At 54.1% G+C, this 18,650-nt stretch carries 18 protein-coding genes; 13 read left to right on the top strand and 5 right to left on the bottom strand.

Going from position 1 to position 18,650, the window contains the following annotated elements:
* Nucleotides 1–273 precede the first annotated feature (273 nt).
* From K5Y33_RS11615 to K5Y33_RS11605, 3 genes are read right to left on the bottom strand one after another with little or no spacing between them, the layout of a single operon-like run.
* Nucleotides 274–1,560: a TRAP transporter large permease gene (locus tag K5Y33_RS11615; RefSeq protein ID WP_222234009.1), complete on the bottom strand. Its 1,287-nt coding sequence runs from the start codon at nt 1,558–1,560 to the stop codon at nt 274–276.
* A 12-nt stretch (nt 1,561–1,572) separates the two neighbouring features.
* Nucleotides 1,573–2,079 (bottom strand): TRAP transporter small permease, encoded by a 507-nt coding sequence (locus K5Y33_RS11610; protein ID WP_110868462.1) that lies wholly within the window; start codon nt 2,077–2,079, stop codon nt 1,573–1,575.
* A 48-nt stretch (nt 2,080–2,127) separates the two neighbouring features.
* On the bottom strand, nt 2,128–3,105 hold the full coding sequence (locus K5Y33_RS11605; protein ID WP_222234008.1) for a TRAP transporter substrate-binding protein: 978 nt from the start codon (nt 3,103–3,105) through the stop codon (nt 2,128–2,130).
* Between the two features lie 368 nt (nt 3,106–3,473).
* On the opposite strand from K5Y33_RS11605, the gene K5Y33_RS11600 reads away from it, so the two are divergent.
* From K5Y33_RS11600 to K5Y33_RS11560, 9 genes are all read left to right on the top strand, one after another.
* Entirely contained in the window at nt 3,474–4,469 is a 996-nt protein-coding gene (locus K5Y33_RS11600) for an MsnO8 family LLM class oxidoreductase (protein WP_222234007.1), read from the top strand.
* Nucleotides 4,470–4,491: 22 nt separating this feature from the next.
* Nucleotides 4,492–5,649 carry an amidohydrolase gene (locus K5Y33_RS11595; protein WP_222234006.1) on the top strand — a complete coding sequence of 386 codons (1,158 nt, stop codon included), beginning with the start codon at nt 4,492–4,494 and terminating at the stop codon, nt 5,647–5,649.
* Between the two features lie 83 nt (nt 5,650–5,732).
* Nucleotides 5,733–7,046 carry an LLM class flavin-dependent oxidoreductase gene (locus tag K5Y33_RS11590; RefSeq protein WP_110868465.1) on the top strand — a complete coding sequence of 438 codons (1,314 nt, stop codon included), beginning with the start codon at nt 5,733–5,735 and terminating at the stop codon, nt 7,044–7,046.
* A gap of 18 nt (nt 7,047–7,064) precedes the next feature.
* The gene (locus K5Y33_RS11585) at nt 7,065–7,997 is read left to right on the top strand and encodes an ABC transporter substrate-binding protein (protein ID WP_101761401.1); all 933 of its coding nucleotides are present in this window, start codon (nt 7,065–7,067) and stop codon (nt 7,995–7,997) included.
* 9 nt (nt 7,998–8,006) lie between these two features.
* The gene (locus K5Y33_RS11580; protein ID WP_101761402.1) at nt 8,007–8,519 is read left to right on the top strand and encodes a GNAT family N-acetyltransferase; all 513 of its coding nucleotides are present in this window, start codon (nt 8,007–8,009) and stop codon (nt 8,517–8,519) included.
* Between the two features lie 9 nt (nt 8,520–8,528).
* On the top strand, nt 8,529–9,455 hold the full coding sequence (locus tag K5Y33_RS11575) for an amino acid ABC transporter permease (RefSeq protein ID WP_110868467.1): 927 nt from the start codon (nt 8,529–8,531) through the stop codon (nt 9,453–9,455).
* Entirely contained in the window at nt 9,439–10,233 is a 795-nt protein-coding gene (locus K5Y33_RS11570) for an amino acid ABC transporter ATP-binding protein (protein ID WP_110868468.1), read from the top strand. The genes K5Y33_RS11575 and K5Y33_RS11570 overlap by 17 nt, the downstream gene beginning before the upstream one ends.
* Nucleotides 10,233–11,138 (top strand): ABC transporter substrate-binding protein, encoded by a 906-nt coding sequence (locus K5Y33_RS11565; protein ID WP_222234005.1) that lies wholly within the window; start codon nt 10,233–10,235, stop codon nt 11,136–11,138. Before K5Y33_RS11570 ends, K5Y33_RS11565 begins: the two co-directional genes overlap by 1 nt.
* Nucleotides 11,139–11,469: 331 nt before the next feature.
* Nucleotides 11,470–11,895: a hypothetical protein gene (locus K5Y33_RS11560; RefSeq protein WP_255610300.1), complete on the top strand. Its 426-nt coding sequence runs from the start codon at nt 11,470–11,472 to the stop codon at nt 11,893–11,895.
* A 52-nt stretch (nt 11,896–11,947) separates the two neighbouring features.
* Here the strand turns inward: K5Y33_RS11560 and K5Y33_RS11555 are convergent, their stop codons facing one another.
* A complete protein-coding gene (locus K5Y33_RS11555; protein ID WP_255610299.1) occupies nt 11,948–13,108 on the bottom strand; it encodes a bifunctional diguanylate cyclase/phosphodiesterase in 1,161 nt (386 codons plus the stop codon).
* Between the two features lie 399 nt (nt 13,109–13,507).
* On the opposite strand from K5Y33_RS11555, the gene K5Y33_RS11550 reads away from it, so the two are divergent.
* The 3 genes from K5Y33_RS11550 to K5Y33_RS11540 all read left to right on the top strand — a co-directional run bounded on the left by K5Y33_RS11550 (nt 13,508) and on the right by K5Y33_RS11540 (nt 15,280).
* On the top strand, nt 13,508–14,068 hold the full coding sequence (locus K5Y33_RS11550; RefSeq protein ID WP_222234003.1) for a non-canonical purine NTP pyrophosphatase: 561 nt from the start codon (nt 13,508–13,510) through the stop codon (nt 14,066–14,068).
* Complete coding sequence (locus tag K5Y33_RS11545) at nt 14,065–14,859, top strand: SIR2 family protein (RefSeq protein ID WP_008108794.1); 795 nt, start codon at nt 14,065–14,067, stop codon at nt 14,857–14,859. The genes K5Y33_RS11550 and K5Y33_RS11545 overlap by 4 nt, the downstream gene beginning before the upstream one ends.
* Nucleotides 14,860–14,932: 73 nt before the next feature.
* Nucleotides 14,933–15,280 carry a YebG family protein gene (locus tag K5Y33_RS11540; RefSeq protein ID WP_222234002.1) on the top strand — a complete coding sequence of 116 codons (348 nt, stop codon included), beginning with the start codon at nt 14,933–14,935 and terminating at the stop codon, nt 15,278–15,280.
* Between the two features lie 42 nt (nt 15,281–15,322).
* Here K5Y33_RS11540 and K5Y33_RS11535 read toward each other — a convergent pair whose 3' ends face one another.
* Entirely contained in the window at nt 15,323–16,432 is a 1,110-nt protein-coding gene (locus tag K5Y33_RS11535) for a Fic family protein (protein ID WP_222234001.1), read from the bottom strand.
* Nucleotides 16,433–16,702: 270 nt separating this feature from the next.
* On the opposite strand from K5Y33_RS11535, the gene K5Y33_RS11530 reads away from it, so the two are divergent.
* The gene (locus tag K5Y33_RS11530; RefSeq protein WP_222234000.1) at nt 16,703–18,643 is read left to right on the top strand and encodes a methyl-accepting chemotaxis protein; all 1,941 of its coding nucleotides are present in this window, start codon (nt 16,703–16,705) and stop codon (nt 18,641–18,643) included.
* Nucleotides 18,644–18,650 lie beyond the last annotated feature (7 nt).

Here is an 18,650-nt window from a genome sequence, read left to right as displayed (position 1 = left end):
TGTTGTTGAAAAGGGCACATTTGCCAGAGGCGCTGACGCGTCTGCTGCGGCAAAAGGGCTATCCGCAGCGCTGAGGCTTTTACGTTGGGCCAGGAGCCTCACGCAAGGATGCGTGAGGCAGTTCGGGGCCGGCCAGGACGGCCGATCCCCGAATGATCCGTCGGCACGACGTGAAAGCCGAAGGTACCGCGCTAGCGGTGCGAGGACGGCCCGTGACGCAGTAGATGTGTCAGAGCCCGCAGCAGATTTAAAGCACAATGATTTGACCGGTTGTTACATCACGCCCATTAAACGCGGTAGCCATAGCGATAACGCCGGAATATAGGTAATCAACATCAGCACAATAAACAACACGCCATAGAAAGGCAGCATGGCGGTGACCACTTGCTCAATCTTTTGCTTACTCACTGCGCTGGCGACAAATAATACCGTGCCGACCGGTGGCGTAATTAATCCGATGCCTAAGTTGGTTAGCATTATCATGCCGAAATGAACCGGATCGACGCCGAGTGCGGTGGCTACCGGTAATAGTACTGGCGTCAGAATCAGGATCAGCGGTGCCATATCCATTAGCGTCCCCACCACCAGTAGCAGCAGATTAATGCACATCAAAATCACATACTTGTTACTGGAAAATTGGGTAAAGGCTTCGGTAATAATGGTGGGTAATTGCATAAAGGTCATTACCGCACCAAAACCGGCGGCGAAGGCGATCAACACCATCACAATGGTTACCGTTTTGATGGTACGAAACACCAGAATATGCAATTGCGTCCATTTGAAATCACGATAAATAAACATGGTGACAAAGAACGCCCAGATGCAGGCAATGGCTGCCGATTCCGAGGCGGTGAACACGCCGGACAGAATTCCGCCGAGAATGATGAAAATGGTGAACAATCCCCAAAACGCATCGAAGAAGATTTTCAACGCCTGCTTGTAAGGGATGCGCTCGCCTTTGGGATAGCCGCGTTTACGCGCAAATACCAGGCACATCACCATTAAGCAAAAACCCAGTAACAGGCCAGGAATGATGCCGGCGACAAACAACGATGAGATGGTGACAACACCGCCGGTGGCGAGCGAATAAATCACCGAGTTGTGGCTGGGCGGGGTTAACACCGCTTGTACCGAGCCGCTGGCCGTTACCGCCGCAGCGAAGTCACGCGGATAGCCTTTCTCCTCCATCTGCGGAATCATCACGGAACCAATCGAGGCGGTATCCGCCACCGAAGAACCCGAAATTGCACCAAAAAAGGTTGAGGCGACAATATTCACCAGCGACAAACCGCCGCGAATAAAACCAACGAAAATATAGGCAAAGTTGACCAGCCGTCGGGCAATGCCGCCTTCCGCCATAATCGCACCAGCCAAAATGAAGAACGGAATGGTTAACAGTGAAAACTTATTAATGCCGTTGGTAATCTGAATCACCACCGCTTCCAGTGGTAAATCGATCCACCATGCCCCGATAAACGCGCTCAATCCAACGGCAAATGCCACCGGGAAACCCACCAGCAGTAATACTACCAAACTGCCTATCAAAATCAGTGCGTCCATTTTCTTCTCCGCTTAGTGGGTGCCGCCAAGAGTCACGATGGCGCGTTGGCTTTGATCGCCATTAACCAATCTTTCAATGACAAACAGCAGGGTGAAAATCGCGCCGATTGGGATCGGCAGATACATTTCGCCATAGGTCACCACCGGTAGTGAGGCCAGCGTTTGCACCCACATCGCTTCACACAGGTTGTAACTGGCGCGGAAAATCACCAGACAGGTGATGATCATCAGCGCGTCAGACAACTTGAGCAGCCAGCGCTGATTCACCGGCGAGAGCCGGTCGGTCATCATCGAGACGCAAATATGCGTACCGGCGCGGAACCCGACTGGCGCACCAATAAAGGTAAAGATGATCATGCAAATGATGGCGACCGGTTCTGGCCAGGATAACGCGTCGTTCAGCACATAGCGGGTGAAAATCCCGATGGGAATCACCGTCACCATGATCAACAAGGCAACGGCGGCGATCGCCATGCACAGCAAATAAAGCCCATCCATCAGACGAGAGTATGCAGTCATAATGTTTACCTGATTAAAACGCCACGCAGGCACGTGGCGTGGGGAGGATTACTTCACATCAGCAATTTGTTTCATCAAATCCTGATATTTCCCGCCAAACTGATCGCGCACTGGCTGGGTGGCTTTCATGAAGGTTTCACGATCGGTTTCCTGGAAGGTCACGCCACCAGCTTTCATCTTCTCAATGGATTGTTGGGTGTAAGTTGCCCAGAGCTGACGTTCTTCCTCCTGTGCCTCTTTGCCTAATTTCTTCAGCAACGCCTGGTCGTCAGCCGAGAGGCGATTCCACAACGGTTTAGAGTAGAGAATCATTTCAGGCTGAATGAAGTGGCCGGTGAGGGTGTAGTACTTAGCGACGGGCATATAGTTGTGGGCAACAAAGGTTGGCGGGTTGTTTTCTGTGCCATCCACCACGCCGGTTTGCATGGCGCTAAACACTTCGCTCACGCCCATTGCCACCGGGTTTGCGCCCATGGCTTTTAAGGTCGCCAACGAAATCGCACTGTTTTGCACGCGGATTTTCATACCCTTAAGATCGTCGGGTTTGGCGATTGGCTTTTTAGTGATCATGTTGCGCACACCGGCGTCGGTCCAGCCGAGGAATATCATACGGGCGTTAGGATCGTTATCGAATTTCTCGACGATATTTTTTCCGATATCACCATCAAGCACCTTGTGCATATGATCCTCATCGCGAAAAACATACGGCAAGGTTAATACGCTGGTTTCTGGCGCGATGGTGGTGACCGGTGCCAGCGAAACACGGATCATGTCAATGGCGCCCAGTTGCACCTGCTGCAGCGTCTGGTCTTCATCGCCTAGTACGCCACCGGCGTAAACCTTCATTTCTAATCGGCCATCAGTGGCTTTTTTTAGCTTCTCGCCCATGTGTTCAAGCGCCACCACGGTGGGATAACCCGCCGGTTGAACTTCGGCCACTTTAATGACCTTGGCGGAAGCCACTGCCGGGCAAAACGCTGCCGCAGAGAATAACGAAACGACCAGAAGTAATTTTTTAAACGTCATGCTTTTTCTCCAGCTAAAGGGAGGCAGGAAGGTGCGGCGCATTAATTTGTCGAAGGATGCCGCGTGGTGTCAGCATAGAGAAAATAGTGGCTGGAAAAATAAGGGAATGGCGATTGAATGAATTACGTCACATTTTGAAACGATGTTTTAATAATTTTATATTGAGTGTCACATTTTCAAAACATCACCACAACAATCCATATCCTGCGGGGATAATTATGTGTTTTCAAAGGAGTTTAAACCACATGGTCCAATCTATCTCCCTGATATGCATAAAGTAAATATAGATACGACAATATCATGTTTTACGAATCCGCCTTCTCCGCCACAAACTACTCGCCATATTCATGACGAAAAGGATAAGGCGCATGTCATACCGACTGAGTTTGCTGGATAAATCGCCGATTGCCGACGGAGAGACAGCCAGCCACGCGCTACACCGCACGTTACAGCTGGCGCAGCAGGCGGAAGCCTGGGGCTATCACCGCTTCTGGTTAGCGGAGCACCACAATACCGATCGTCTGGCGAGTCCGTCGCCGGAACTGCTGATCGCCTGGATCATCGGCCAGACACAACATATTCGCGTCGGCTCCGGCGGCGTGATGCTGCAACATTACAGCCCGTACAAAGTGGCGGAAAACTTCAACTTGCTGGCGTCCTTAGCGCCGGGCCGCATTGACGTTGGTGTTGGCAAAGCGCCGGGCGGCTTGCCGCTCTCAACGCGTGCGTTGCAGCTCGGTGTGCATCTGCAGGAGAAAGGCAGCTTCGCCGAGCAATTGACGCTGCTGGATAGCTGGTTGCAAGTGCCGCCAGTGGGCGATGAAGAGATTCTGCGCGCCACGCCGCAGCCGCCGCGTCCGGCCAATCGCTTCCTGCTGGGTGCCAGCGAAGAGAGCGCCAAACTGGCGGCGGAACTCGGCTGGCAGCTGGTGTTTGCCGCGCATCACAACGGCGATCCGCAACTAATGGAAAAAGTCCTTAACAGCTATCGCCAGCACAGCAACGGCCAGCGCGCGCTGGTGGCGGTGCAAGTGGTGGTGGCGGACTCGCCGGCGGAAGCCGATCTGCTGGTGGATAACCTGCGCGTTTATCACGTCAGCGTGAAAGATGGCCCAAGCGTTAACGTCGGCAGCGTCGAGCAGGCCGAACGCTACGTGCGTCAGGGCGGTTATAACGATTACGTAATTGAACCGCGCACGCCATCGCTGCTGAAAGGCACCGCCGCGCAGGTGCATGCCAAGTTGGATGCGCTGCATCAGAATTTCGGCATTGAAGAGTTCGTGATTGATACGCCGGTGGCTGAAGAGCAGGCGCGCGTGAAATCACTCGAACTGTTGGCCACTCACCGTTTAGTCACCGCATGATTCGCTGCTTCCGGAGGCAGGTATGACGCAATTTAGCGAACATCAGCTGATTGACTGGCGACGTGAGCTGCACAGCTGGCCGGAGTTATCCGGCCGCGAAGTCGAAACCACCGCGCGCCTGCGCCGCTGGTTACAGGACGCCGGTTTGCGTCTGCTGGATTATCCGCTGGAAACCGGCGTAATCGTGGAAGTGGGGCGTGGCGACACGCTGATTGCGCTGCGCGCCGATATCGATGCGCTACCGATTCACGAAGCCACCGGACTCACTTACCGCTCGCGCAACAGCGGCGTAATGCACGCCTGCGGCCACGATGTTCACAGCGCGGTGATGCTGGGCGCGGCCTTGCAGCTGAAAGCCGTTGAAGATCACTTGCCGGGGCGCATCCGTATTCTGTTCCAACCGGCGGAAGAGAACGCCACCGGCGCACGCCAGTTGATCAATGCGGGCGTGCTGGACGGTGTGCAGGCGATTTTCGGCATGCACAATGAACCCGGTTTGCCGACCGGCACCTTCGCTACACGTGGCGGCGCGTTTTACGCCAATGCGGATAAATTTATCGTGCGCGTTTCCGGCAAAGGCGCGCATGCCGCGCATCCGGAAGAGGGCGTGGACAGCATTGTGGTCGCCAGCCAGATTATTCAGGCGCTGCAATCGCTCACCAGCCGCAGCTTCAATACGCTGGACAGCTTAGTGCTCAGCGTGACGCGTATCGACGCTGGCAAAACCTGGAACGTACTGCCCGGCGAGGCCGAATTTGGCGGCACGGTGCGCACCCATGACAAACAGGTGCGCGCGGATCTGGAGCAGCGCGCCCGTACGCTGGTGGAGAATATCGCCGCCGCCAACGGAGCCAGCGCCACCTTTAGCTGGCATCCGGGTCCGCCGGTGCTGGAGAACGATGCGCGCTGGGCGCAGTTTGCCAGCAACGTGGCGCAGCAGGTGGGCTACCGCGTGCAGACCGCTGAGTTACATCTCGGCGGCGAAGATTTCGCTTACTACTTACAGCAAATCCCCGGGGCGTTTGTCAGCATTGGCAGCGCGAGCGAATTTGGTCTGCACCATGGCGGCTTCAATCCTGATGAAGCGCTGATTGCCCCCGCTGCACACTACTTTACGCAACTGGCTCAGCAAGCGTTGCAGCACCTCAACGCGCGATGTCGTGACGCCATTCTGAACTAACGCGGTTTACCCTTTTAATTCCGGTTCTGCACGGCGACAGGCATGTCGCCGTCAGGCTGCGCCTTGGCAAAAGAGAGAACATTATGACTGCAAGACAACTGCGATTGGGCACCATTCTGCATGGCGCGTCCGGCAATATGTCCGCGTGGCGTCATCCGGCGGCGCTGGCCGATGCTAGCATCAATTTTGATTACGCCAAACACATTGCGCGCAAGGCGGAAGCGGGCAAGCTGGATTTCCTGTTTGTTGCCGATGGCCTGTTTATTAACGAAAAATCGATTCCCCACTTCCTCAATCGCTTCGAGCCGCTGACCTTGCTGTCGGCGCTGGCGGGCGTTACTGAGCATCTTGGTTTGGTCGGCACGGTTTCCACCTCATACAGCGAGCCGTTCACCGTGGCGCGGCAGTTTGCCAGCCTCGATCATCTGAGCGGCGGTCGCGCGGGCTGGAACGTGGTGACCTCGCCGCTGGAAGGTTCGGCGAAGAACTTCTCGCGCCAGCAGCATCCGGAACACGCGCTGCGCTACCGCATCGCTGATGAGTATCTGCAAGTGGTGAAAGGGCTGTGGGATTCGTGGGAAGGCGACGCTTTCGTGCGTAATAAAGAGAGCGGCCAGTTCTTCGATCCCGAAAAACTGCACACGCTGAATCACCACGGCGATTTCTTCCAGGTGCAAGGGCCGCTGAATATCGAACGCACGCCGCAAGGACGTCCGGTGGTGTTCCAGGCGGGCGCATCGGAAGATGGCCGCAAGCTGGCCGCTAAACACGCCGACGCCATCTTTACCCATCAGCCGACGCGCGAAGAGGCGCAGGCGTTCTACCGCGATGTGAAAAAACAGCTGGTTGCGAATGGCCGCGAACCGGGCGATCTGCACATTTTCCAGGGCGTTGGCGTGATTGTTGGCGACAGTGCGGAAGATGTGGAGCAGCAGTATCAAACCACCGCCGCGCTGGTTTCCATCAAAGATGCGCTCAACTATCTCGGTCGCTTCTTCGATCATCACGACTTCTCACAATATCCGCTGGATGAGCCGTTCCCGGAACTCGGCGATATCGGGCAAAACAGCTTCCGCAGCACCACCGACGAAATCAAACGCAAGGCGCGCGAGCATGGCCACACGCTGCGCCAGGCGGCGCTGGAAGCCGCGACGCCGCGTCCGCTGTTCCACGGCACGCCAGAGCAGGTAGCCGACGGTTTGCAGCTGTGGTTTGAGAGCGAAGCGACCGATGGCTTTATCATTCAGGGAGGCACGCCAGATACCTTCGAACGCTTTGTCGATCGCGTGGTACCGATTCTGCAAGCGCGCGGTTTGACCCGCAGCGAATACCCCGGAACCACGCTGCGCGCCAGCTTTGGTCTGAAAGATCCGGTTAACCAATACACACAAAAATAAAACTCGAGAATAAACGCTATGCAGAAAAAATCCCTTATTGCGCTGTTGTTGCTGGGCATGAGCAGCGCCGTATTCGCCGAAGATGTGGCGGTTAACGGTCAGAACATCAGTGTTGAAGCCAACAAAACGCCGATCAATACCGCGAAAAATGACGCCGCAGTGGCGCAGATCCCGGCTGGACATCGCTTTGCCGTGCCGGGTTCGTTCACCGTAGCGGTCGCCGCGCTGAATTCGCCGCCATTAACTGTATTCAGTGATGACAACAAAACCCTGCTCGGCAGCGAAGTGGATATCGCCCGCTTAGTCGCCGACAGCCTGGGTCTGAAACTCAACGTGGTGCCAACTTCATGGGAAGACTGGCCGCTGGGCGTGGCATCGGGCAAATACGATGCGGCGATCAGTAACGTGACCGTCACTAAAGAGCGCAAAGAGCGCTTCGATTTCGCCACCTATCGCAAAGATTCACTCGGTTTTTACGTCAAATCCAGCAGTCCAATTAAGTCGCTGACCAAAGCCGAAGATATTGCCGGACTGCGTATTATCGTCGGCTCTGGCACCAATCAGGAATCGATCCTGCTGGCCTGGGATAAAGAGAATCAGGCCAAAGGGTTGAAGCCGTTTACGCCGGTGTATACCAAAGACGATGCGGCCCAAACGCTGGCGCTGCAGTCAGGCCGCGCCGATGCCTACTTTGGTCCGAACGTAATTGGCGCCTGGAAAGCGGCGCTGACCAAGCAGACGCGTTTGGTTGGCAGCGTCGATGGCGGCTGGCCGAAAGCGGCGCACATCGCGGTGACAGTGAAGAAAGATGGCGGTTTAGTGCAGCCGATCAACACCGCGCTGAATGGCGTGATCAAAAACGGCGATTACGACAAGGTGCTGAAGCGCTGGGGTGAAGGCGTGGAGCGTATCGACAGTTCAGAGATCAATCCGGCCGGATTGGGCGATTAAGGAGGCCGCATGAGCGAGCAACTGTTCCGCGAAGTATCACCGGAAGCGCCTGAGCTGCAACCGATTTTGACCGGACTGTTTGGTGAATATACCGCGCGCTACGGCGCGTTCTTCACCAGCCAAAAAGAGGTGGAGCTGACCGAATGGTATTTACCGCCGCGCGGGCTGTTTATCGTGCTGGAGCGTGACGGCGAGATCATCGCGATGGGCGCGTATAAACCCTACGACGAGGTGACCGCTGAGTTTAAACGCATCTGGACGCGCAGCGATCTGCGTCGTCAGGGATTGGCACTGCTAATCCTGCAGGAACTGGAGCGCCGTGCGCTGCGTGCGGGCTATCAGCGCGTGTTTCTCACCACCGGTTTCCGCCAGCCAGAAGCGGTGAAGTTGTATATCGGCCACGGTTATCAGCCGCAGTTTGAGCTGCTGGAGGATATGGAAGTCTACAGCCAGCCGCCACACGATGGACGCTTGCGCTTCCTGAAAGTGATTGATGTACATAGCGTGGCGCAGGCCAGCTAAGGAGTTGTAATGCGTAATGAACCACAACGTTTAACCGTGGTGCCGGCGCGCTATCCGGCACGTACCGTCGGCGCGATTGTCGCGTTGTTTATTCTGGCCAGCGTGATTGATTCGGTTGCGTTCAATCCGCGCTGGGAATGGGGCGTGTTCGCCAAATGGTTTTTTGATCCGGTGATCCTCAGCGGTTTGGGGCAAACGCTGCTGCTGACGCTGTTTGGTACCATACTCAGCCTGATTTTTGGCGGTTTGCTGGCGCTGGCGCGCCTCTCGTCATCCTGGCTGCTGAGTACGCTGGCGTTTGGCTATATCTGGCTGTTCCGCTCGCTGCCGCTGATCGTGGTGCTGATCATCCTCTACAACTTCTCCTATCTGTACGACACGTTGTCGCTCGGCATTCCGTTTACCGCGCTGTCGTGGGGCCATTTCCAGACCATCAACGTGCTCGGCCAGTTCCCGGCGGCGGTGATTGGTTTGACGCTGGTGCAGAGCGCTTATAGTGCTGAGATCATTCGCGGCGGCTTTTTGGGTGTCGATCACGGCCAGTTTGAAGCGGCTTCGGCGCTGGGATTATCCTCCACGCGCCGTACCTTCCGCATCATTCTTCCGCAGGCGCTGCGCGCGATTATTCCTACCACTTTTAATGAAATCATCAGCCTCGCCAAAGGCACCTCAATGGTTTACGTGCTGGCGATGCCGGAACTGTTTTACACCATTCAGATGATCTACAACCGCACGCAGCAGGTGATTCCGCTGCTGATGGTCGGCGCGGCCTGGTATCTGATTATCACCACCGTTTTGTCACTGCTGCAGCACAGCGTTGAGCGCTGGCTGGCGCGCAGTGTCACCCGTGAACCGCAGCCGTCGCGCTGGCGTCAATGGCGTAACCGCAGCGCCAAACCTGCAACCGAGGAGCTTTCCCATGTCCGAAGCCATTGATTACCGCAATCTGCATACCGCTGGCGCCATTAGCATTACCGGCGTGAGCAAGTCGTTCGGCAAACTGAAAGCGCTGGATGATGTGTCGCTGGAGCTGGAACCAGGATCGGTGACGGTGATTCTCGGGCCGTCTGGCTCGGGCAAATCGACGCTGCTGCGCACCATTAACCATCTGGAGCGCGTTGATGAAGGCTATATCCAGATCGATGGCGATTACATCGGTTATCAGCGTCGCGGCGACAAGCTGTATGAGCTGAAAGAGCAGGCGATTCTGCGTCAGCGCATCAACGTTGGCTACGTGTTCCAGAACTTCAATCTGTTTCCGCATCTGACGGTGCTGGAGAATCTGATTGAAGCGCCGATTGCGCATCGTCAACTGTCTCGCCGTGAAGCGATTGATCGCGCGGGTGAATTGCTGGATGTGGTTGGCCTGCGTCACAAAGCCGATGCCTGGCCGCGCCATTTGTCGGGCGGCCAGCAGCAGCGTATCGCGATTGCGCGTGCCTTGATGCTCAATCCGCGCGTGATGCTGTTTGATGAACCGACGTCAGCGCTCGATCCCGAGTTGGTGGGTGAAGTGCTGGATGTGATCAAAAAGCTGGCGCGTTCCGGCACCACGCTGGTGATTGTCACGCACGAAGTCGGTTTTGCGCGTGAAGTGGCGGACAACGTGGTGTTTATGGTCGATGGACGCATTGTTGAGCAGGGCAGCAGTAATCAGGTACTGAATCAGCCGCGCCACGAGCGCACCAAACGTTTTCTGGCGCGGGTACTTTAATGGAAAGAGTGATTATTGCGGCGTTGCTGACAGTGATGTCAGGCGCGCCAGCCATCGCAGCAGAAACGCTGGATGCCAAAAACAACGAAACGCCCATCAATATAGCCGCGAATCCCCAGGCTATCGCGAAGATTCCGGCGGGTTTTCACTTGGTGAATCCGGGTTATTTGACCGTCGCCACCACGGCGATGAACTCGCCGCCGATCGGTTTATGGGCGTCGGATAATAAAACGCTGATCGGCAGCGATCCGGATATTGCGCGTCTGCTGGCGGACAGTTTGGGTTTAAAGCTGAAGCTGGTGCCAGCCGCCTGGGAAGATTGGCCGCTGGGTATTACCGCTGGACGGTATGACGTGGCGATGTTCAATATTGCCGTCACCGAAGAGCGCAAAAAGAAGTTCGATTTCGCCACTTATCGCGCGGATAACCACGCCTTTGCGGTGAAAACCAACAGTGCGATAACCGCGATTAAGGGCCGCGAAGATGTGGCGGGTAAGCGCATCATTGTGGGTTCGGGCACCAATCAGGAGCGGATTTTACTCAGCTGGGATGAGAAGAACCGCGCGCAGGGCTTAGCGCCGGTGCAGCCGATCTATCTCAACGATGATGCGGCGGCCACGCTGGCGCTGCTTTCGGGACGTGCGGATGCAACGTTTGGCCCTCAATCATTGGCAGCATGGAAAGTCGCTTCGCGCGGGCAGACCAAAATCGTCGGCCACGGCCCGTTCCGCGCTTGGGTAGCGGTGACCACTAAAAAAGGTAATGGATTGGATGTGGCACTGCAGCAGGCAATTAATGGCGCGATTGCCAGCGGCGAGTACAAACAAGTATTGGCACGCTGGGGCGAACAGGAAGAGGCGGTGGAAACCTCGCAGGTAAATCCGCCGGGGATTATTTACCAGTAATTTTCTGTTCTGCTTAATTTTGCGAGAAAGCTCACGATGTGAAAGTTGTGAGCTTTTTTTTATTTCATTGGGTTTTAGGTCGGCTCACATTAAATTGTCTGTAGATTGTTACTTGCTCAGTTGATTGATTATCTTCTTTGTTTTTTTGACAGTTATTTTTATTTTTCTTATTCAAACCACTAATGTTTGTGAAAAAAACCGGTGTTAATATGTTCAGGGTTTTAGGCGAGTGCGGTGTTTAACGTTTACCATTGCAAAAGGGAGTTTGATTATATGGCCTACCGTCAACCTGCATTACCCAATCAAAAATGGAAACGATTGGGGTGAAATAATGTTAGCTGAACCGTTAAATAAAAGTGTTATCAATTATGCGTGCCGTCAACGTAAATGCAAACAAGGCGGACAACCACCGAGCGGAGGTAAAGGAATGCAAGAGCGTGTTAAAAGTCTGGAAGACAATGTTACCGTATTGGTTTCTGACGTAGCGGTGATTAAGTCAAACTATGCCACGAAACAGGATGTCGAAGCGGTCAAAGCGGATGTGGCGGTAATCAAGTCAAATTATGCGACTAAAGAGGATGTGGCTGCCGTGAAAGCGGATGTAGCGGTGATCAAGTCTAATTACGCTACCAGGGAGGATGTTACGGCGATAAAGGTCGATTTATATAAAGCAATGATTACACAAACCAAATGGATAGTGACTACCCAATTTGTAACCTTAGGAGCGGGTCTTTCACTTGCGAAACTGCTGTTTTAGTTAATATGCCGTGTGCCGGTCGCCATAAATGGCGACCCTGCAAAACAGGAGATTATATTTTGGCTTTCTTGATCCATACCTGCGCATCTGCGGGCGGCAGCGGGCGGGCGAAATGGTAGCCCTGAAACAGATGACAGCCTTTATCGCGCAGGTAGGTGAAATACTCCTCACTCTCGATGCCTTCAGCCAGCACATTCAGACCCATCTCACGCGATAACTCGATAGTTTTCTGCACCACAATCGCCGATGACTCATTTTTAAAAATCTGCATGATTAATGATTTATCAATCTTAATATCATCAATGGCAAAATCACTGATCGATTTAAGCGATGAATAGCCGACGCCAAAGTCATCAATCGCCCATTTAACACCTAATTGGCTAAAATGGCTGATTACGTCGCCAATACGTTTCTGGTCGTAGACAAAGCTGGTTTCAGTAATTTCAAACTTGAGGCGTTCGGGGCGGATTTTATAATGTGACAGCGATAACAAGGTATCCTGGGTGAAATCGCGGTGTATTAACTGCAGCGGACTGATGTTAACAGAAAACACCAAATCACTAAGGTGCTGACCGCGATCCCATTCGGCGATTTGCTGTAAGGTGTGTTCCATCACCCACTTGCCAATGTCGATAATCAAGCCACTTTTTTCGGCCACTGGAATAAACACTTCGGGTGAAATAAAGCCTTTAACAGGATGCTTCCAGCGCAGCAGGGCTTCAAATCCAATCAGCTTTTTATTGCTGTCGACTTGTGGCTGGTAATAGAGCTCCAGCTGATTCTTTTCGATGGCTTGTGAAAGTTCACGTTTGATCAAATCGGTTTCGGAGTAGTTGCCGCGCAGCGTGAATGCCGTTAACAACAGCGCGATCATCGGCACTGCACAGTTGACGATATAAAAGCCGGATTCATGCGGAATATTGAGCTGAAACGCGCTATGTTGCCAGGTTAATCCGGTCGAGATAAAAAACAGATAAACCACCAGGCAGATTAACGGGAATATTTTACTTAAGTAAGGTGTTTGCTGGCGTAATACCAATGCTGAGCCGACGGTTAACGCCACCAGATAATTGTACTCTGAGTGTTTTTCTACTCTGTGGTCATTATCCAGCAGAAACAACAGCATTATGATCAGTAACAAAGCATGCACGATGATGTAGAGATGTTTGTTCAGCTTGTCACGGAATGCCGCAATGACAATATAAAATCCCATCGCGGTGCTCAGGCAATATAAGGCGGAAACACCATTTTCTCCCTTAATGAAATTCGTCGCTACCATATAAAAACCCGCCAGGATGCTGGAAAATCCAGCAATGAGCAGAGTTAAGCGCAATTTTTTTTCTGGGTTATCACCCTGCAAAATGAAGGGTAAATCTTTTAGCATGGAATATCTGGAGCTAAAATAAGAAATCATCTGAGGTTCTCATTTTTACTGTCATATTTATTAAATTGAATCGCATAATTATTCTAGATTCTTGCATCAATAAAGTCATAATTTTGTTTTCTCCTATCAGAGATTGTTCCTACCCAGTGCCCGGTAGGCGCGCTAGAATCAACGACCAACGGAAAGGCTTTTACAGAGCTTAAACTCACCTTCAACATACTGATTGCAATGAAAATACGATTCCTGTCTGCCAATGAACTAAAGCTGGCCGAGGTGCGTACCATCCTTGAGCCGGTCGGTGTCGAAGTGCTGCCCATCGCACGCCGTATTGAAGAGATTCAGACTGAAAATGAGGTTGAACTGGTGCGCGACAAGCTCACCAAAACGTTCTCTATTATTGGTCGTCCACTGTTTGTCGAACACACCGGGCTCTATCTGGATGGCCTGAACGGCTTACCGGCCGGATTGACGCGCATCTTCTGGAGCCGCCTGAATGCCGAGCGCTTCACTAAACTGGTGAACGGTTTAGATAGCGCCTGCGTCACGGCAAAAACCGTGCTTGGCTATTGCGATGGGCAAAAAATGTATCAGTTCGAAGGCGAACTGCGCGGCACTATCGCCACCGAGCCTGCTGGTCCACGCGAATTTCAATGGGACTGCGTGTTTATCCCGGAAGGACACACGCAAACTTTCGCCGAAATGGGCGAGCTGAAAAATGAGATTTCGATGCGTCGCCTGGCGCTGGATCGCTTCGCAACCTTTTTGAAAACATCGCGGGGATTGGCATGAAACCCGAGCTAAAACGCGCCTACGACGCCGGTAAACTGATCCTGTTCGCCGGTGCAGGCATTTCACGCAATCTTGGCCTGCCGGAATGGCATGAGCTGATTGCGCACCTGGCTAAAGAGCTGGGCTACGACCCGAAAATCTTCAATACCTACGGCACGCATCTGTCGCTGGCGGAGTATTACAAGCAGCGTAAAGGCTCGCTGGGACCGCTGCGCAGCTGGATGGATCGCGAATGGCATCGCCCGGATATTGATGTGCGCAGTTCTGAAATCCATACCATGATCACCCAAGGCAATTTCTCACGCATCTACACCACCAATTACGATCGCTGGCTTGAAATGGCGCATGAGGCGCACAACGTGCCTTACAGTAAAGTCGCGAACGCGGCAGATTTGGTGTCGTTGACTGAAGATAAGCGCCACATCATCAAACTGCATGGTGATTTCGACGACGATACGTCAATTGTGCTGGATGAAAGCAGCTACTTTGAACGCCTCTATTTTGATTCGCCGCTGGATATCAAACTCACGCACGACGTCATGGGCAACTCGGTATTGTTTGTGGGCTACAGCATCAGCGATTTCAATATTCGTCTGTTATTCTACCGCCTGACAAAAATGTGGGGCCGAACCGGATTGGCCACCGCGCGTCCTAAATCGTACCTGTTCACCAACCGCAACAACCCGGTGGCAAAAGAGGTATTAGGGCAGTGGGGCATTGAGATGATCGTCTCGGAAGAGGACGATCCGCGCAAAGCGTTGGCGCTGTTCCTGGAAGAATTACTGGCTTAACAGCAGAAAGTCATTGCCTGGAAAAGTTTGATCATAATATACTGTATATAAATACAGTTAATCGAGGTGCATCATGGCAGTCGAAACCAAATATGTTGTAGTCAGAAAGGGTGAAGAAAAGATGACGTTTGCCAATAAAAAAGACGCGGATGCCTGGGACAAAATGCTCGATATGGCAGACGCCTTTACCGATTGGCTACAGCAACATCAGCCAGAGTTGGGTGAAGCGCAGGCCGAAGCATTGGGTCTGCTGTTGGCTGAACAGAAAGACGCGGTGCAGCATATCTTGCGCACCAGCAAGCTGCCGGATATTGTAAAGGCAGAAGAGGTTGCGCAAGTGCCAGAAGCCGCTGCGGAAACCGAGAGCGAAGCGGAAGCGGTAGCGCCGGAAAAGAAAGTCCGCGCGGTTAAAGCGGCGTAAGCCGTTTTGTCAGGTGCGCATTGATGCGCACCTGGTTACCCATCAATGCTTAATCTGGTAGCGCGTGCTGCGCCCGCCGCCGGGTAATTTCTCCAGACAACCTTTCGCCAGCAGTTCTGTCAGATGTCGCGTCGCCGTGGCTTTACTCACTTTCGCCACCTTCTGATACTGGCCGGCGCTTATGCCTGCGTTAAATCCCTGTTCACCGCCATCCAGTAAGCGATTCAGCACGCGGGTTTGCTCCGCACTCAGCTCAGCAGCATTGTGCATTAACCAGAAGCGCGCTTTGTTTTGCGTGCGCGTGACGGTTTCCAGCGCGCGCTCAAGGCTGTCATTCAGCACATCACAAAACCACAGCAGCCAATCTGTGACGTCCAGCGCACCGCACTGCGTCTGCTGCAGGATGCGGTAATAATCGGCACGTTGCGCCAGAATCGATGCGGACATGGCATACAAGCGGATGCTTTGGCTATCCGCTTGCGCCAGCGCCAAATCGGTCAGGGCGCGGGTGATGCGTCCATTACCGTCATCAAACGGGTGCAGCGTAACGAACCACAGATGGCACAGCGCGGCGCGCAACAGCGGGTCGAGCAGCGGATCCGCGCGGCTGTGATTAAACCACGCGATAAATTCCTCAAGCTGTGCCTGCAGCCCGGCGCGCGGCGGCGCTTCGAAATGTACCGTTGGCCGATCGATACGCCCCGAAACGACCTGCATCGGTTCATCACCGCGCAGCGTGCCGACATTCAGTCGCTTGATGGTCCATTCGCTTGCGGGGAACAACCAGCGATGCCACTGACATAAACGCACCAACGTGAGTTCCTGATCGCGTTGCGTGATGGCATCCATCATCATGGTTGCCAAACCTTCGGAACGTTCGGAAACCGGGTAAGGCTGATTGAGCGAAACGCCTAAACGGCGGGCAAGGGACGATCGTACCGACTGCGCGTTGACGCGCTCATCTTCAATCGCTGAGGAAGAGAGGATATTGCTGAGCAACGTATCCAGCGTTTGTTGATCGCTGTTATCTTGCACGCTAGCGCGGCCCAGCAAGACGCCGCGCTGCTGCTGCAGCTGGCGCAGGCGCGGCAGTAATTTCTCTTCCTGCCAGCGAAACTGCGGCCAATCGGGCTGCTGCCAAATCCACATCATAAAGTCACTCCTGCATCGCGTGAGCTGAATAGAACGGCTATTCGGCTCATATAGTGAGCTGAATAATAGTCTGTAATCGGCTCATTGACCAGTTGAGAAGGCAGGCATCTGGCGCTGACCTGATGTCGGTCACCATCAACGGCAATCCACCGGAGTTTGGTACCTTGCCATCAAGTTCTACCGCCGCGCGCCGATAGAGTGTTCAAAGGGATGCACGCGCACAGGGAGTGGTTCTGAATACCGAAAAGTGTCAACTCCAGGAGCGCCATAATGGCCAAACACGCATCACCTAAGAAAACAATGAGCACCCGCACGCAGATGCTGCTGACGGGCGCCTTAACCATCACACTCGGCTTTGCTGTAACCATCGGCGTGCTGAGCTGGCAATCCAGTAACGAACAAAAGTCGCTGGCCGAAAGCTATCTGCAGCAGATTGCACAAAGCCAGGCGCTGCAAATTCAGCATGAACTTAGCTACGCGCGCGATGTGGCGCATAACCTCGGCCACAGCTTGATCGCACTGCCAGCGGCGGGCATTCAGGACCGTAAAGTTGCTGATAAGCTGATGGAATCGGCGCTGCGCGATAATCCCGATTACCTGTCGATCTCGGTGATCTTCGAAGAAAACGCCTTCGACGGACGTGACGCGGAGTTCGCCACCCAAGCCAATGCGGCACCGAAAGGTCGCTACGCCTTCTTCGTCGATCGCGAACAAACCGGCAATTTTAACCTGCATCCGCTGACCTCGATCTTCACGCCAGGTCAGGGCGATTACTATCTGCTGCCGCAAAAAAGTCAGAAAGATATGCTGATTGAGCCTTACAGCTACGCCTACAACGGCGTGCCGACGCTGCTGACTTCGGTAGCGGCGCCGATTGTGAGTCAAGGCAAACTGTGGGGCGTGGTGACGTCCGATATTTCGCTGGCGTCGCTGCAGGAAAAGGTCAACAAAATCAAACCGTGGGATGGCAGCGGCTATGCGATGCTGCTCTCCAGCGCGGGTAATGTGGTCTCTTATCCGGATAAAAGCCAGACCAGCAAGCCGTGGAAAGGTGATACCCATAACTTCAGCAGCAGCGTGATGGAACATCATGATGCGTTGCTGGGTGAAGATGCGCTGGTAACCTGGCAGCCGGTGGTGATTGGTAACAGCGATCAGAAATGGTATCTCGGCGTGGTTGCGCCGGTCAGCCAGGTGATGGCGGCGGCGCATCGTCAACTGATTAACGCGGTGATCCTGATGATCATCAGCATTCTGGTGGTGTGTACGCTGCTTGGCATGCTGTTCAGCCGCAAAGTGCTGAAGCCGATTGGTGGCGAACCGCTGGAAGCCGCGACCATCGCGCTGGCCGTCGCCGATGGCAAACTCGATAACGTCATCACGTTGAAAGGGCGCGATAACAGCAGCTTGTTCTATGCGCTGCATACCATGCAAAACCAGCTGCGCGATATCGTGGGACAGATTCAGGATGCCAGTTCGTCGGTGCGTCAGGGCGCGGGTGAAATCGCCAGCGGCAACCTCAATCTTGCATCGCGTACCGAGCAGCAAGCTGCCGCGCTAGAGCAAACCGCCGCCAGCATGGAGCAGATCACTGCCACGGTGAAACACAACGCCACCAACGCGCATCAGGCGACAACGCTCACCGACAACGCCACGCACATTGCCAGCCGTGGTGAAACGCTGGTGGGCGAAGTGGTGCAAACCATGGCGCAAATTGACGACAGCGCGAAGAAAATTGGCGACATCACCGCCATCATCAATAGCATCGCCTTCCAGACCAATATTCTGGCGCTGAACGCCGCAGTAGAAGCGGCGCGTGCCGGAGAACAAGGACGCGGCTTTGCCGTGGTGGCGTCGGAAGTCCGTAATCTGGCCCAACGCAGCGCCAATGCGGTGAAAGATATCGGCGCGCTGATTGAAGAATCCACGCAGCGCGTCGGCAGCGGCGTGCAGCTGGTGCAGGATGCGGGCAAGACCATGCAGGAGATGACGCAGGCGGTGAATTCGGTGCGCACCATTATCGGTGAAATTGTGATTGCTTCCGATGAGCAGGCGCGCGGCATTAGCCAGGTGACCATCGCGGTGAACGAGATGGACAGCACCACGCAGCAGAACGCCGCGCTGGTGCAGGAGATGTCTGCCGCCGCCAGTTCGCTGGAAGATCAGGCCTCGCAGCTGGCGAACACCGTTGGGCGTTTCCAGCTGAGTTAATCGAGCC

The organism is Pantoea sp. DY-17 (assembly GCF_019795975.1).
In the GTDB taxonomy this organism is placed as follows: domain Bacteria; phylum Pseudomonadota; class Gammaproteobacteria; order Enterobacterales; family Enterobacteriaceae; genus Pantoea; species Pantoea leporis.
This window is presented reverse-complemented; position numbering and strand designations above follow the sequence as displayed.

Coding starts and splice junctions, on each gene's coding strand:
- K5Y33_RS11615 (WP_222234009.1), bottom strand. CDS start 1,560: ATGGACGCACTGATTTTGATAGGCAGTTTGGTAGTATTACTGCTGGTG.
- K5Y33_RS11610 (WP_110868462.1), bottom strand. CDS start 2,079: ATGACTGCATACTCTCGTCTGATGGATGGGCTTTATTTGCTGTGCATG.
- K5Y33_RS11605 (WP_222234008.1), bottom strand. CDS start 3,105: ATGACGTTTAAAAAATTACTTCTGGTCGTTTCGTTATTCTCTGCGGCA.
- K5Y33_RS11600 (WP_222234007.1), top strand. CDS start 3,474: ATGTCATACCGACTGAGTTTGCTGGATAAATCGCCGATTGCCGACGGA.
- K5Y33_RS11595 (WP_222234006.1), top strand. CDS start 4,492: ATGACGCAATTTAGCGAACATCAGCTGATTGACTGGCGACGTGAGCTG.
- K5Y33_RS11590 (WP_110868465.1), top strand. CDS start 5,733: ATGACTGCAAGACAACTGCGATTGGGCACCATTCTGCATGGCGCGTCC.
- K5Y33_RS11585 (WP_101761401.1), top strand. CDS start 7,065: ATGCAGAAAAAATCCCTTATTGCGCTGTTGTTGCTGGGCATGAGCAGC.
- K5Y33_RS11580 (WP_101761402.1), top strand. CDS start 8,007: ATGAGCGAGCAACTGTTCCGCGAAGTATCACCGGAAGCGCCTGAGCTG.
- K5Y33_RS11575 (WP_110868467.1), top strand. CDS start 8,529: ATGCGTAATGAACCACAACGTTTAACCGTGGTGCCGGCGCGCTATCCG.
- K5Y33_RS11570 (WP_110868468.1), top strand. CDS start 9,439: ATGTCCGAAGCCATTGATTACCGCAATCTGCATACCGCTGGCGCCATT.
- K5Y33_RS11565 (WP_222234005.1), top strand. CDS start 10,233: ATGGAAAGAGTGATTATTGCGGCGTTGCTGACAGTGATGTCAGGCGCG.
- K5Y33_RS11560 (WP_255610300.1), top strand. CDS start 11,470: ATGTTAGCTGAACCGTTAAATAAAAGTGTTATCAATTATGCGTGCCGT.
- K5Y33_RS11555 (WP_255610299.1), bottom strand. CDS start 13,108: ATGGGATTTTATATTGTCATTGCGGCATTCCGTGACAAGCTGAACAAA.
- K5Y33_RS11550 (WP_222234003.1), top strand. CDS start 13,508: ATGAAAATACGATTCCTGTCTGCCAATGAACTAAAGCTGGCCGAGGTG.
- K5Y33_RS11545 (WP_008108794.1), top strand. CDS start 14,065: ATGAAACCCGAGCTAAAACGCGCCTACGACGCCGGTAAACTGATCCTG.
- K5Y33_RS11540 (WP_222234002.1), top strand. CDS start 14,933: ATGGCAGTCGAAACCAAATATGTTGTAGTCAGAAAGGGTGAAGAAAAG.
- K5Y33_RS11535 (WP_222234001.1), bottom strand. CDS start 16,432: ATGATGTGGATTTGGCAGCAGCCCGATTGGCCGCAGTTTCGCTGGCAG.
- K5Y33_RS11530 (WP_222234000.1), top strand. CDS start 16,703: ATGGCCAAACACGCATCACCTAAGAAAACAATGAGCACCCGCACGCAG.